The sequence below is a fragment of the Roseobacter sp. AzwK-3b genome, from assembly GCF_000170875.1.
GTDB lineage: Bacteria > Pseudomonadota > Alphaproteobacteria > Rhodobacterales > Rhodobacteraceae > Roseovarius > Roseovarius litoreus.
In genome coordinates this window covers 163,667-175,719 of record NZ_ABCR01000007.1, presented here as the reverse complement: position 1 = coordinate 175,719, position 12,053 = coordinate 163,667, and the positions used below count along the sequence as shown (strand labels likewise).

The 12,053-nt window shown below is 58.3% G+C and carries 22 protein-coding genes; 10 read left to right on the top strand and 12 right to left on the bottom strand.

What is annotated here, in order from left to right; translation table 11 throughout:
* The 11 genes from RAZWK3B_RS13685 to RAZWK3B_RS13635 all read right to left on the bottom strand — a co-directional run bounded on the left by RAZWK3B_RS13685 (nucleotide 1) and on the right by RAZWK3B_RS13635 (nucleotide 6,942).
* The gene (locus tag RAZWK3B_RS13685) at nucleotides 1-207 is read right to left on the bottom strand and encodes a hypothetical protein (protein WP_157132264.1); all 207 of its coding nucleotides are present in this window, start codon (nucleotides 205-207) and stop codon (nucleotides 1-3) included.
* 250 nt (nucleotides 208-457) lie between these two features.
* On the bottom strand, nucleotides 458-1,195 hold the full coding sequence (locus tag RAZWK3B_RS13680; RefSeq protein WP_007816096.1) for a hypothetical protein: 738 nt from the start codon (nucleotides 1,193-1,195) through the stop codon (nucleotides 458-460).
* A gap of 483 nt (nucleotides 1,196-1,678) precedes the next feature.
* Nucleotides 1,679-2,083 carry a hypothetical protein gene (locus RAZWK3B_RS13675; protein ID WP_007816094.1) on the bottom strand — a complete coding sequence of 135 codons (405 nt, stop codon included), beginning with the start codon at nucleotides 2,081-2,083 and terminating at the stop codon, nucleotides 1,679-1,681.
* Entirely contained in the window at nucleotides 2,080-3,645 is a 1,566-nt protein-coding gene (locus tag RAZWK3B_RS13670) for a DEAD/DEAH box helicase (RefSeq protein WP_007816092.1), read from the bottom strand. The genes RAZWK3B_RS13675 and RAZWK3B_RS13670 overlap by 4 nt, the downstream gene beginning before the upstream one ends.
* Nucleotides 3,639-3,899, bottom strand: a complete 261-nt coding sequence (locus RAZWK3B_RS13665; protein ID WP_007816090.1) for a hypothetical protein — start codon at nucleotides 3,897-3,899, stop codon at nucleotides 3,639-3,641. Before RAZWK3B_RS13665 ends, RAZWK3B_RS13670 begins: the two co-directional genes overlap by 7 nt.
* The gene (locus RAZWK3B_RS13660; protein ID WP_007816087.1) at nucleotides 3,899-4,846 is read right to left on the bottom strand and encodes a hypothetical protein; all 948 of its coding nucleotides are present in this window, start codon (nucleotides 4,844-4,846) and stop codon (nucleotides 3,899-3,901) included. The genes RAZWK3B_RS13665 and RAZWK3B_RS13660 overlap by 1 nt, the downstream gene beginning before the upstream one ends.
* The gene (locus RAZWK3B_RS13655) at nucleotides 4,843-5,184 is read right to left on the bottom strand and encodes a hypothetical protein (protein WP_007815702.1); all 342 of its coding nucleotides are present in this window, start codon (nucleotides 5,182-5,184) and stop codon (nucleotides 4,843-4,845) included. The genes RAZWK3B_RS13660 and RAZWK3B_RS13655 overlap by 4 nt, the downstream gene beginning before the upstream one ends.
* Nucleotides 5,181-5,621 (bottom strand): VRR-NUC domain-containing protein, encoded by a 441-nt coding sequence (locus tag RAZWK3B_RS13650; RefSeq protein ID WP_007815704.1) that lies wholly within the window; start codon nucleotides 5,619-5,621, stop codon nucleotides 5,181-5,183. Before RAZWK3B_RS13650 ends, RAZWK3B_RS13655 begins: the two co-directional genes overlap by 4 nt.
* Nucleotides 5,622-5,630: 9 nt before the next feature.
* Nucleotides 5,631-6,185 carry a single-stranded DNA-binding protein gene (gene ssb, locus RAZWK3B_RS13645; RefSeq protein ID WP_007816084.1) on the bottom strand — a complete coding sequence of 185 codons (555 nt, stop codon included), beginning with the start codon at nucleotides 6,183-6,185 and terminating at the stop codon, nucleotides 5,631-5,633.
* Nucleotides 6,186-6,391: 206 nt separating this feature from the next.
* A complete protein-coding gene (locus tag RAZWK3B_RS13640; protein WP_007816082.1) occupies nucleotides 6,392-6,601 on the bottom strand; it encodes a hypothetical protein in 210 nt (69 codons plus the stop codon).
* 134 nt (nucleotides 6,602-6,735) lie between these two features.
* Nucleotides 6,736-6,942: a hypothetical protein gene (locus RAZWK3B_RS13635; RefSeq protein WP_157132263.1), complete on the bottom strand. Its 207-nt coding sequence runs from the start codon at nucleotides 6,940-6,942 to the stop codon at nucleotides 6,736-6,738.
* Between RAZWK3B_RS13635 and RAZWK3B_RS13630 the strand changes: the two genes are divergently transcribed.
* The gene (locus tag RAZWK3B_RS13630) at nucleotides 6,941-7,690 is read left to right on the top strand and encodes a S24 family peptidase (RefSeq protein WP_232279532.1); all 750 of its coding nucleotides are present in this window, start codon (nucleotides 6,941-6,943) and stop codon (nucleotides 7,688-7,690) included. The genes RAZWK3B_RS13635 and RAZWK3B_RS13630 overlap by 2 nt on opposite strands.
* A 47-nt stretch (nucleotides 7,691-7,737) precedes the next feature.
* Nucleotides 7,738-8,079: a hypothetical protein gene (locus RAZWK3B_RS13625; protein ID WP_007816077.1), complete on the top strand. Its 342-nt coding sequence runs from the start codon at nucleotides 7,738-7,740 to the stop codon at nucleotides 8,077-8,079.
* Nucleotides 8,080-8,112: 33 nt separating this feature from the next.
* On the opposite strand, the gene RAZWK3B_RS21215 is transcribed toward RAZWK3B_RS13625, so the two are convergent.
* The gene (locus RAZWK3B_RS21215; protein ID WP_157132261.1) at nucleotides 8,113-8,469 is read right to left on the bottom strand and encodes a hypothetical protein; all 357 of its coding nucleotides are present in this window, start codon (nucleotides 8,467-8,469) and stop codon (nucleotides 8,113-8,115) included.
* Between the two features lie 215 nt (nucleotides 8,470-8,684).
* Here RAZWK3B_RS21215 and RAZWK3B_RS13615 point away from each other — a divergent pair, with 215 nt between their 5' ends.
* The 8 genes from RAZWK3B_RS13615 (at nucleotide 8,685) to RAZWK3B_RS13580 (ending at nucleotide 11,993) form a co-directional block, all read left to right on the top strand.
* Nucleotides 8,685-9,020 carry a hypothetical protein gene (locus tag RAZWK3B_RS13615; RefSeq protein WP_007816075.1) on the top strand — a complete coding sequence of 112 codons (336 nt, stop codon included), beginning with the start codon at nucleotides 8,685-8,687 and terminating at the stop codon, nucleotides 9,018-9,020.
* Between the two features lie 403 nt (nucleotides 9,021-9,423).
* Nucleotides 9,424-9,972, top strand: a complete 549-nt coding sequence (locus RAZWK3B_RS13610) for a hypothetical protein (RefSeq protein WP_007816074.1) — start codon at nucleotides 9,424-9,426, stop codon at nucleotides 9,970-9,972.
* A complete protein-coding gene (locus RAZWK3B_RS13605) occupies nucleotides 9,972-10,367 on the top strand; it encodes a recombination protein NinB (protein WP_007816073.1) in 396 nt (131 codons plus the stop codon). The genes RAZWK3B_RS13610 and RAZWK3B_RS13605 overlap by 1 nt, the downstream gene beginning before the upstream one ends.
* On the top strand, nucleotides 10,364-10,708 hold the full coding sequence (locus RAZWK3B_RS21855) for an HNH endonuclease (protein ID WP_007816072.1): 345 nt from the start codon (nucleotides 10,364-10,366) through the stop codon (nucleotides 10,706-10,708). The genes RAZWK3B_RS13605 and RAZWK3B_RS21855 overlap by 4 nt, the downstream gene beginning before the upstream one ends.
* 11 nt (nucleotides 10,709-10,719) lie before the next feature.
* Entirely contained in the window at nucleotides 10,720-11,058 is a 339-nt protein-coding gene (locus tag RAZWK3B_RS13595; protein WP_007816071.1) for a hypothetical protein, read from the top strand.
* 2 nt (nucleotides 11,059-11,060) lie between these two features.
* Nucleotides 11,061-11,411 carry a hypothetical protein gene (locus tag RAZWK3B_RS13590; RefSeq protein WP_007816070.1) on the top strand — a complete coding sequence of 117 codons (351 nt, stop codon included), beginning with the start codon at nucleotides 11,061-11,063 and terminating at the stop codon, nucleotides 11,409-11,411.
* Nucleotides 11,404-11,763: a hypothetical protein gene (locus tag RAZWK3B_RS13585; protein ID WP_007816069.1), complete on the top strand. Its 360-nt coding sequence runs from the start codon at nucleotides 11,404-11,406 to the stop codon at nucleotides 11,761-11,763. The genes RAZWK3B_RS13590 and RAZWK3B_RS13585 overlap by 8 nt, the downstream gene beginning before the upstream one ends.
* Complete coding sequence (locus RAZWK3B_RS13580; RefSeq protein WP_007816067.1) at nucleotides 11,760-11,993, top strand: hypothetical protein; 234 nt, start codon at nucleotides 11,760-11,762, stop codon at nucleotides 11,991-11,993. The genes RAZWK3B_RS13585 and RAZWK3B_RS13580 overlap by 4 nt, the downstream gene beginning before the upstream one ends.
* Nucleotides 11,994-12,053 lie beyond the last annotated feature (60 nt).

The following is a 12,053-nucleotide window of genomic DNA, read 5'->3' as shown; positions in this document are numbered from 1 at the left end:
TCAGCCTCCCTGCACTTCGTTGAACAGCCCATCGGGCCAGCGAGCGAGCATGTCGCCACGGGTGCCGTGCATGGCGCGGAACACCTCCTTACCATTCGGTGCAGTTGCGACGATGCCCGCATCAGACTTCTCAACCAGGGCGCCGAGCTTCTTGAGCTGGCCGGCCATGTCACGGGCCTGGGCTTTGGTGATGATACGCGTTGTCATGATGAACTCCTTGCTGTGCGTAGTCATGTGTAGTAGGTCAATCAATACACTTACCGCCGCCATGGCGTCAACTACTATTAACTACAAAGGACTACATCATGAGCAAGGGCCTACCTACATCTGCGCGGCTGTCACCAGAGGTAAAGGAAGCGCTGCGCGCGTACTGTCAGGAACACGAGCGGTCTGAAAGCTGGGTGATCGAGAAGGCGCTCATTGCGTACCTGTTCCAGCGCCGGGAGTAGCGGGGGGCTTATGCCTTCGCCGCCCGGCCTCCCACTGACTTCATGATCGCCTGCTGGCGCGTCTCGAACTCGTTCACACGCTTGATCGCTTCGTCCATTTCCCGGAGCGTCTTTTCGGCGTTCTCAAGGTGGATGCGAGCGTTCGCGACGTCCTTCATCTGGGCATTGCGCCATGCACGCATCTCCGTGAGCAACGCTTCCATCTCGTCGTTACTGCCATCGGGCCCGAACATTTCCTCGCGGATCTCGGCCACCCAGCCCCACATGACGCCATTGCCGATCGCCTCGGCCACGGTCTTATCGGTCTCTGCCCCGGTGTAGCACTTGCGCTCGTCGTCATAGACGTCTTCGAGCAGGCCGATGATCTCGCGCTTTTGCTTGGGTGTGGGCTGGCGAAGATGCGTCACGTTCTTCTTGGTCATGGTCGTTGCGTCCTTCCTGCATTTCTGCGCTTCATGTAGCGCTGCCTTGGCGTCAAAGGTAAAGCCAGTCATGTTTGCCTCCTTCCGGCATTTCTGCCTGCGTTTTGCTTCACACGTCGGGCATCGCAGGGCGTTGCGCACCTGCGCCCAGCCAGCCGCCTCGATCTTCTTGAGTACCTGCCCCTCTTTGGCCAGGCACATCAGCTTGCCAGCGCCGTGGGGCGTCTTTCCGTGCGCAGCGCGTACATCCTTGATCGAACCGCAGTCATCGCATGTGCAGCGCGCCAGCTCCTGACCTCGCGGGCCCTTCATTGCCTCGATCATCTGTCTTCCTCTCTGCTGTTGTCTCTGCCGCCATCCTGCCGATGGTTGGGGGCTGGGTTCTAAGCACACTTCCCCCGTCGTCTGGGAGAAGCGTGCTATCCTGCCGACCGTCGCCGGGCTTGGGACATACACACACTGCGCTACCGGATAGCTCTGTTCTTGAGCGGGGCATGGTGAGCCTTCTACCCCTTCGCCGGCGCTTCCATCTCACGGGGCCATCGGGTGCCAGCGCAGCAACATTCCGATGGGTCCGATATTCTTTACGGCGATGCGGGCGCATGCCTCGGGTCTCGTGTGGGCAAGGCATCTGGCGTCGTGTTGCTCGTTCGCTTCCGTCCGTCACCGTCCGGGGGCTACTGTGGGGAGCCTATGTTGCAGGCTTTCGGCGCTGCGTCGGGGCCTTGCCATCCCCATGCCGCTCAGGCCGCCACAACACGCTTATGGCCTGAGTGTGCCCGGACGACGCGCCGGGCGCTGATCCCGTCAGGGAGGCTTGGTGCTGGCCGTGACTTTTTGAATGAACGCCTTGCGGTCGGCCTCGGTAAATGTCTCCCAAAGGGCCATGAACACCCGCTTTCTGGCGCGGTGTGCGAAGGTCGCACGCTGGATCCGCTTCAAGGCGGCCGCCCCGAATATCTCAAGCTCCATGGGCGTGGCCACGTCCGCCCAAAAGGCGGCGTCCTCGCGCATGTTGCCGAACGCGTCGTAGCCAGGGGCCCCACCACCCACGGTGTCCAGTGCCGCGCACAATGCCTCGCCCAAGGCCGCTTGCCCGCCAGGAACACGATCCGCGGCGTCGATCGCAGCCATAAGGGCGCGGCGCATGGCCAGCATCGACGCCTCTTGTTCTGCCTTTTGTGGCGTGGTGATCCGTGTCTGTGCGGTCATGCTGCACGCCCCTTCTTACGGAAGCGCTTCACCTCCCGCTCGATCAGCGCGTAGGCATTGAGATCGAATTTGCGGGGCACGGGCATGTCAAACCACCCAAAGGGCAGCTTGTTATTCGGATATATCCCGCACCAGACGCCGTATGCCCAACGGCGCGCGTGATTTTCGCCCTTGCGCGTCCGCTCCGATGTGAACGCTAAAGCCGCTTGCCAGACTGCGCGGGGGTCCTTGAGGCACTCGGCGCGTAAGCCAGCCCTTGGCTCCATGCCGGACTGTTTCGACAGGTCAAACTCCTGCAACTCCCCGTCGATTACATTGATCCCGGATCGGGCGGGGCGCTCCCAGCCACATACGGTGCAGGTAGGCCCCCGCATGGCGCCAGAACATTCCTTGCAAACAACCTTCTCTTTTGTCTTTTCGGTACGCTCCCGCGGTTTGCTGTCTTGTTTTTGCGCGTGGCTTAGCTCGCCGACGCCGTTTTCCCAAACATCAAACATGTCGATCGAAAATCGCTCGACATTGCCGGAATGGCAGAGCCAGATTGCCTTTTTGTCGTGGCCATGAGGACGCATAACGCGCCCCATCTCCTGCATGTGGCTAGACAAACTTTTCCGGTATGGACGACAGGAAATTCCGCATTGAACATCCGTCACGTCAAACCCGCGCGTCAGAACCCCACACGATACCAGCCCCTGAATTTGGGAGTCCGGCTTGCGAAACTCTTGGATTTTCAACCGGCGAGTTTCATCGTCCTTGTCGAGATAGCTAATCTGCTGAAAGTCATACCCGACAGCAGCGAAGGCCGCGCACAACTCGCGCCCATGCTCAACGGTCGGGCTGAATACGATTGTTTTGACGGGGCCACCAAAGTTTTCATTGGTCTTTTTCACCCATTCCTTAACAACGTCGCCAATGATCTGGATGCCCGCGCTTGACGCATCCTTCTCTGAAAATTCTCCCCGCTTGTTCAGGCCGAGACTTTCATCTTCCGGGGACTTGGCCACATAAATTTTCGGCTGAATTAAATAGCCATCATCAATCAAGCTGCGGGTTGTGCGCACATTAACGGCGGCGTCCCAATCATCGGCCATGCCCTTGGAGAAAGGCGTGGCCGTCAGTCCTATTTTCACACAATCAGGCAGGCTATCCATGTAGCGCAAAATTTTTGCGAAACGCACATGAGCTTCGTCGTAGCAAATGAGGTTTGGAATACGTGGAAGCCGACGGTTTTCCAGTGTCTGGATCGAGCAAACCTGAATGTTCGCATAAGGATCGAACCGTGGATGGTCCGCCTGAATGACGCCGTGGCTTATGTCATAATTGTCGAGGGTTGCGCTCGTCTGATCAACGAGGGACACGCGATCGACCAAAAACAACGCATAGCTCCCCTTTCGGTCTGCTTCCCTCAACAAATGCGAAGCGATGACCGTCTTGCCCGCCCCGGTAGGAGCCGCCAAAACTTGACGCATTTTGCCGGCGCGAATGCCATCTCGCAGAGCTTGAATGGCATCTTCTTGATAATCACGCAGGCATATTTCCTTGGGCTTTGCGAAGTTCAGCATCTTGCAATCACCTCCCTGTAAGCTGCGGGCTCGGCCTCCGCCCGGCGCTGACCGCCGCAATACTCGCGGATCGCAGCGCGTTCTTCCCACTCAGGGGCAAGCGGCCAGACTTCCTCATGAAGTGCGGCGCGGATGCGGGGCTGTTGCAGCCAGGCTATGGCCTCAGGCTTGAGCCGGCCGGGGCGCAGCGTCATGCGCCACTCGTCGCGGATCACGTCTCCGCCGTTTGCCCGTATCCGCGCCAAGATCGACATCAGAGGGGAATTCCCATGTTCTCAAGCTCAGCCACGCGCTTTTTCAGCGCATAGACTTGGCGGTGATACGCGTCCCGATCCTCAAGCGCCTTCCACTTGGCGTTCTCAGCATTATCGAGTTCTTTTTGGAGACGGCGCACCACAAGGTTCTTGTCGTCGGCGCTAAGATCGGCCGTCTTCTCTTTTGCAGCGCGCAACTTCGCCTCTACTGCCTTGAGCTTGGCCTTTACTTCATCAAGCTCGGCACGAAGCCCATTGGCGGTTTCAAGCAGCGCCTCGTCCGTCAGCGTCGAGTAGCCGTAGGGGTCCGGGATCGGCTCTGGGTCTGGGGCCGGAGGGGCGGGATCAGGCTCTTTGGCCTTTTCAGCGGCCGCCTCGGCTTCTGCCCTGGCTTTTTCCGCCTTTTCCGCACGCTCTTGGGCTGCCTTGCGCTCTTCATCGTCCTTGGCGGCCTCTGCGGCCTTGCGGGCTTCCTCGGCCTCTGCGTCGGCCTTTTCCTTGGCCGCCAGCGCCTCGGCGGCACGCTTTTCACGCTCGGCCTTTTCGGATTCTTCGCGCTTGCGCTTTTCCTCGGCCCGAAGTGCGTCTTCACGCTCCGCCTTTATCTCTTTCCACTTGGCATGGATGCCGCGAATGGTGCGAGGGTTTCCCCGCTGACGGGCCTCCTCGAACTCATCGGCATTGGCGGCGGCCCACATGGCGGCGGCGCGGTCGTCGCGGGTAACTTCTGCTGTCGCAACTTGCGACAGCACATTCGCCTCAACCCATTGACCAAACTCGCGGTCGCCATCGTGCAATGCCCGCCCCTTGTTAAGAGCATGCCCGTAGGTCAACCAACCGCTTATCGTGAATTCCTCGCCCTGCTCTATCTTGGCCAGACCTTCGCGGGCCTCGGCGGCCAATGCGTCAAGGCGGAAAGAGCGTTCATTGTGTCCCAGCTTGTTCATTGGCAGCCCTCGCGCGAAGTGCTTTCATCAAGCGCGACATCATCGCTTTCGGACCACTTGAACTCGCTGATATCCACATTGTGCGGCTCGGCGAGAGCCATGAGCATGGCGCCGACACGATTAGCCGCAATGGGGGCGATGTTTTGCGATGCGGTTGCCCCGCAGACCCGGACCATGAATTTTCCCGGCTCACGATAGCTGTTCGTGATCGAAGCGATAACGACACCCACATCATTAAATGCGAAACCCTGCCAATTAGAGGCGTGCAATGACGCCTCCGATATCGGAAATCTGACTTGCGTTTCCGCGTCGGTGCGGATTTTCGAAATCTCGATCATTCGACTGCTCCTTTGATCATGTCCTTTGCGAGATCCCCAATCGAAGCCCAGTTGTCGGGCTTGCGCTCGGTCGTCCCGACGCCCCATTCCGCCAATGCCTCGCGCACGTCGTCGATCGACCGCACCACGGCCACCCGGTAGCCAAGGGCGCGCAGGGCCTCGTGCATGTCACGCTGGTTCTTGTCCGCGTAATTCCCCTCGGCCTTTACTTCGAAGAACAGCGCACCGATGTTGGCGTAGGGCAGCACGATCAGGTCGGGGAAGCCGGGCAATGCCCCCTTGCGCTTGGCCTTGGCCAGCTCGCGCATGAAGGCCGCGCCGCTCTTGTTAATCTCACCGCGGCAGTGATGAACGATGCAGCCCGCCGGCAGCACGCTGCGCAGATAGTCTACGATGGCGATCTGGATCGGGCTTTCGTGGTCGATGCGCTTGTTCATTGCATGACCTCAAAATGGGATTTCATCGTCAATGTCGCGCACCTGCCCGCCGCCTTGGCCCTGCGCCGTACCCCCGCCATAGCCGGGCGTCCCTTGGCGCTGATCGGCGGGAGCCCCGCCATAGCCGCCCTGCCCGCCACCACCATAGCGGCCGTCATCACGTGATCCGCCGTAACCGCTCTGGCCGCCGCTCTGGCCATCACCGCCGCCGCCGCGCGGGTCGAGAAACACAAGGTCGCCAGCGTAAGGGCGCAACACGACCTCGGTGCTGTAACGATCCTGTCCGGACTGGTCCTGCCATTTGCGAGTTTCGAGCTTGCCCTCGATATAGACCTTGGAGCCCTTGCGGAGATACTGCTCGGCGAGGCGGACAAGCGGCTCTGTGAAGATCGCAACGCGGTGCCACTCGGTGCGCTCTTGGCGCTGGCCTGTATTCTTGTCCTTCCATGTTTCAGTTGTAGCGATGGACAGATTGCAGACACCTCCACCGTTCTGGAAGGTGCGCACCTCTGGGTCCCGGCCCAAGTGCCCGATGATTTGTACCTTGATTAGCGATCCCGCCACTTGGGCCTCCTGTTGAATATGTTGCCCGCTCTGAGGTCGCGGGCTCTTTGTTTCAGTGCGTCAAGCTCGCCGGAGAAGAACCGGCGGCCTTCGATTGCAACGCCCAACAGCCAGCCCTCGATTTCAAGGGCGCTGAGGCGGGCGATCAGGTCGAGCTTGCGGCCCTGTTCATCCTCCCCAATGGGCCTGCGCCTCCCGCGCTATGCTCATGCCGCTGCGCTCAGGAACGCAGGCGCCGAGGGGATCGTGGCCATGGCATAGGACACGGCCCAGCCACGCGGCTCGTTGGCGTAGTTCCACCACAGGCGCGCAGTCTTTTCGTCGACGCTGAAAAACACCGCGACGTGCATGTGGCTTTGGAAATGGGCGCGGAGGAAATCGGTCCAGCGATCACGGAAGGCGCGGCGATACGCCATCGGGTCGCACGGGATTTGCCCGGAAGATTTTCCGGACGATCCACCTGTTTTCTTTGGAGTATCTTGCGCTAAAAGCGACGGGTTAATTTTCTCAGATGCCATTACTGACCTCCATAAATTTGCGTGAAAATGCGTTAGTCATGGGCGTTGCTGCCCATCTTCTCTGGCGGGTTTTCGGCCATGAAGGCGCGCACTGCGGCTTCTGTTTCAGGCCAGCAGCGACCACCTTTTTCCAGACGAGCTACAAACTTTCCGTCCTTTGCGGCGTGAAACCCAAAGGTAGACAAGCTCATTTCGCGCTCTGCGCAGTATTCTTTAATGTCATCAAGCAGCTGTTTCATGAGCTGCATATTGGGAATTTACCCAACTGCGGTCAAGGGAAATTTCCCAATTTTTTGCAATCCAATATTCAACGATAAAGTATCCATGGATAATTCAGCCCTACGATCCAAAATAATTTCTGAGCTTGAGCGGCAGAACGTCAGCGTTGCTGAGATCGCGCGCAAAGCCGGCGTTCCGTATGATGCCGTAAGGGACATCAAGAGGGGAAAGGTTCAGTCCACGTCTTGGGAAAGGGCCGTGAAGATTGCGCAAGCGCTTGGCATAGTCCTAGAAGACGTTTTGCCGGCGACGAGTAAGACCGAACAAGTCAGAGAGGCAGCTTCTTCCGATTTACAAGCCATGGTCTCTGTTTATGACGTGCATGCCAGCGCCGGGGATGGGGCCGTCGTTATTCACGAAGAACCTATTGGGAGCCTGGCGTTTCCAGCGAATTACTTGAGGCAGCTTACCCAAGCCAACTGGCGCGACCTCGCGATTATATCAGTGAAAGGCGACAGCATGCTGCCAACGCTGGCGGATGATGATGTTGTGATGCTCGATCGGTCTAAGCGTGATCTGTCATATGATGGTCTATTCGTGATCCGCGACAACGGCGAAGCATTGCTGGTCAAGCGCATCCAGCGCGCGCCAACACCGGGCCACGTGATAATCATATCCGACAATCGCGCCCTATACGATCCCGTTGAAAAGAAACTGAGCGACATGGAGGTAATCGGGCGCGTGATCTGGGCCGGAGGGAAAGTGTAGCGAGCCACGCACATTATGGGCCGACCAAAGATTGAGAGGGATCAAAGATGTTTTTTAGAAAAAGACGGCGTTGGAACGGTGAGGTTATCGCGTTGCTGCCTATGTTTGATCTAACGCCTGATATCCTTGGCGGCCCTTTGGCGATTCTCGATAGCTTAGACTTAGTTTATAGAAAGGGTTTCAGCCACCAAGAGGGGGCACTTTTTTTGGCGTACAATGCGTATGCGACGTTTATTAAGACGGAGGATCCGAGATCGGTGAACCTTGCGCACCGCATTAACCTAGCGGAAGAAGAATGGATTAAAATTGGGCGCGCAACTCCTGCACTCATTCATGGCTGGCGTGATTATATAAAAGGGATAAAGGCCTCGGCGGAACGACACAAATGAAACTGCGAAACGTCAAATTTTTGCTCATTCCCACTACCTAAAGTGAGGCAAATGTATTGTCGCGCAATGTTCTTGAATTGCTCGGCGGTTTTGCGCGATGCGAGCGGGCAATGCTCCATCACTTATCCGCATCTCTTCGAATTCTTCTTTCGAAAGATCATTAAAGTAAAAATTGCCAAGGCAATGACAGTACATGTTGGCAACTTTTTGAGGATTAGACGCCAGTCCGGCGCTTTCTAATTGAAAGCTCACATTAGGCAAACAAGTCCGTAAATGTCCAGTTTTTAGCGCTTGGATTAGGTGCGGATCTAAAGGTGTTTCGGCCACCACAGCACCCGTAAACGCCAATAGCGCCAGAAGCCACGTCCTAAAATTAACAATCAATCTCATCTATATCCGTCCTTTTTACCTGCCACCCCTAGACTAACCAACTCTGGGATACTGGCGCCTCCACCGTCAAGTCATGCGATATCAAGCGTGACCCCGGAGTTTGAAAAATACTGATTCTCCCCCCTATAATTGGGAGGTAATGGGCATTTTCCCAATTTGGGCTTGAATTTGGGAATTTTCCCAATATCCTGCTACCCACCTAGCAGGAGATAACTATGCCGACACTGGAAGCAGACATCGAGACGGTCAAGGCGCTGCACACCGCGCCTCTGGCCAGCCAAGCCACGCGCCTGCACGCCTTGGACAAGTGCCTGATCGCACTTGACGACCCGGACACTTGGAGCCTTGTGGAAGCCATTAGGGCGCTGAGCAGCATGATCGCCGATTGCTGCATTGAGTGCGATATGTTCATTCATGATGCGAGCGACGATCAGCCGACTTGCAAGAGTTGCGACGCCGAGGCTGCCGCCTTCATGGCTCTGCTCAAGGTCGAGGCCGAGGAAGACGCGGCTGACAACGCGCTGATGCGCATGCAGGAGGATCAGGCATGAGCAGATCCTTCGGCCCCGTGGTCATTGTGAACCCTGACACAGACGAGGTTGGGAAGGTGCACTGTCACTGGTGCATCTTCAACGACTACCGCCCGACAGGTCGGGTGTGTAGCCATGGCGACAGCGCCAATCCGCGCAAGATTTACGATCCGGATGACACGCCCGATTTTTGTGAAATGAAATCCGGGGCGATCCAGGACGCGTTGGACATGATGCGCGGCGTTTCGCACACGGTCATGCGCTGGTCCGGTCGCAAAACGGACGAGCCGCGTGTCGTTTACGAGGGCATCCCCTCGGAAGCGGCCCGCATGTTCCGGATCACGGCGCGCAACGCAAAGCGCGGGACTGTCGTTCTGGAGGATGTGTCTGGAAAGCAGCTCGACGCTTGGCCGGAGGGCGCAGCATGTACGCGCTGCGCGAGGCTATGCGCCAGTGGCGCCTTGACCTCGAACGCGGACAAAAGGCGGCGACCGCGCCTCTGTACGAAGCCTACAAGGCTGAACTGGATCGCTGGAAGCCGACGATTAAAGACGCAAAGCGCATCGAGGATGCCCTTGTCGCTACGATGGACAGCTTCACGCGCAAGCTGGACGAGGAAAAGCGCGCCAAGGAACGCGCGGCATGGGAAGCCGCTGAAAAGGCCCGCCGCGAGGCTGAGGCCAAGGCGGCCGCCGCCGCTGCCAGCGACCTTGAGGCGCAGCGCGAGGCCGACGCAGCCAAGCAGGCTGCTATCGACGCAGAAAAGGCCGCACAGGCCGCCAAGCGCGATAAGGTCCCTGGTTTGCGCACGGTGACGTTCCACAAAATCGAGGACTACCAGGAAACATGGTTGGACATCGTAAAGAAGGACCGTGACGCCGTGACCGCTTTTATCGAGGACTACGTGCGCCGCCACCACAAGACCCGCGATATTGCCGGCGTGCGCGTCTGGACAGAAAAGGTTGCCTATTGATGGCCCAGACCGTGATCCTCCGGGGGCCTGAGCAGCGAAGCCTTGCGCGTCAAATGATTGATCGCGCGCCGCAGGATGCTGTCGTTCGGATCTCGGAGGCCACCCGAAGCAATCAACAGAACGCCAAATTATGGGCCATGCTGTCTGACATATCGCGAGCCAAGCCTGACGGACGCACGCACACGCCGGAAGTCTGGAAGGCGCTATTCATGCACGCATTGGGCCACGAAACCCGCTTTGAAATGGGCTTGAGCGGCGAGCCGTTTCCGATCGGCTTTCGATCTTCGCACCTGACGGTGCGCCAAATGGCTGACCTGATCACCTTCATCGCAGAATACGGGGACCGGCACTGCGTTGTCTGGTCCGAGCCGCAAGACGAAAGGGCCAGCGCATGACCCGCCGTGAATTCTCAAACCGAACAAGGTTTCAAGCATGGGAGCGCGCAAGAGGCAAATGCGAGGAGTGCGGCGTCAAACTCAATGTGGGCGATCGCCGTGAGTTTGATCACCGCATCCCATGCGGCCTTGGCGGCGATAACAGCTTAGAAAATTGCGTCGTGCTGTGTGCTGCTTGCCACCGCGACAAGACCGACACCGAGGATATTCCCCGCATCGCAAAGGCCAAGCGCGTTGCCGCCAAGCACACCGGCGCGTTCCGGCCCAAGAGCACGATCCCCGGGTCGAAAGGCAGTAAATGGAAACGCAAGATGGATGGCACCGTCGTTCGGAGAGATTGAGAGGAGTTACAATGTTCCAAGCCGTTGTTAGAGCGATCTTTCGCAAGAAGGTCACACTCGCGCCCGAACCCGAACCCGCACAAGACACGTCGATATCTGTCGATGAAATCGAATTGCGCGTGACCGAGTTCTTAGCCCGAGGCCCCGCCACGACAACACAAATTTCCGGCCACATGAACAGAAGCAGTAGCCATATGGCCAGCTATCTGACGAATATGCATCGCAAAGGCGGGCTGATCAAAGCGGCCGCGTTCAAATCTTCCGACCAAAAGAGAGCCAGCGCAACGCTCTGGGCCTTGTCCGTAGAGTATCTGGTGCCTCGCGAAACTGTTGAATGTGGGGATGACTGAACATGCCCGTGACGCTTGATATCCCGACACTGCACGAGCGCGCCGACACACCGGTTATGCGCAAGATGTTGGAGAAGGTTGCTGAATCCGAAAACACCCTGGTCGAAATCCGCTTGCCGCGCCTGGCACGTAAAATGGGTGACGACCACAGCCATAGCGAGACGCAAAAGCTGGTCGAGATCGCTGAAAACTGCGGTTGGGTCCACCTGAAAACCAACAGCGTAGGCAGCATAAAGAACATCCAGATCACTGACGCGGGCCGGGCCATGATTGGCACCGCCCAGTGCCGCCGCCCTACGCGGCTACTGAGCGCGTCACCGAGGCCGATTTGGAAGGACCAGACCAATGACTGACCTGATCGACCGCGCGAAATCGGCGCTGGAAGGCGCAACACCGGGGCGGCGCGTCCAGTTTCATGGCGATTACTACATGGAGGCCAAGGGCACACCGTTTACCGAGTGGGACACATCGCACGACACAAGCGTGATCCTTCCCAACGGAGAACGACTTCGCGGATATTCGAGGCACAAGCACGCAGCAGATGCCGAACTTGACAACCTCGCCCCTGACCTCGCCCGCTTGGCTGTTGCGGCGGCGGAGTTGGCGGATCGTTTAGACGCTAAACTCAGATTGTGCTGCGGCGGCACTGATGCGGATCGCGCCGCCATCGCCCGCTTCCGGGCCATTGCGGAGGGGAAGGAATGACTAACCAAACAGACCCCGCCGCGCTGGTCCGGGCGGCGCTGGAGGCGGCGGCGGAAGCGTGTGCTGATGAAACGTGGAGGCGCGAAGGTGACGATGCTTTTACGCGCGGGCTGGACTGCGGATCGACTGAGCAAGCCGCTGCGTGCGCCGTTGCCATCCGCGCCCTTGCCGACTGCCCGGATGTGGTGGCGGGGATAATTGAGCGGGTGAAGGGAGAGAATGATGAGTGAACTGGTTGACTGGCTGACAATACCTGTCGGCATCGTAGGGCTGATTGCTTGGGTTCATGT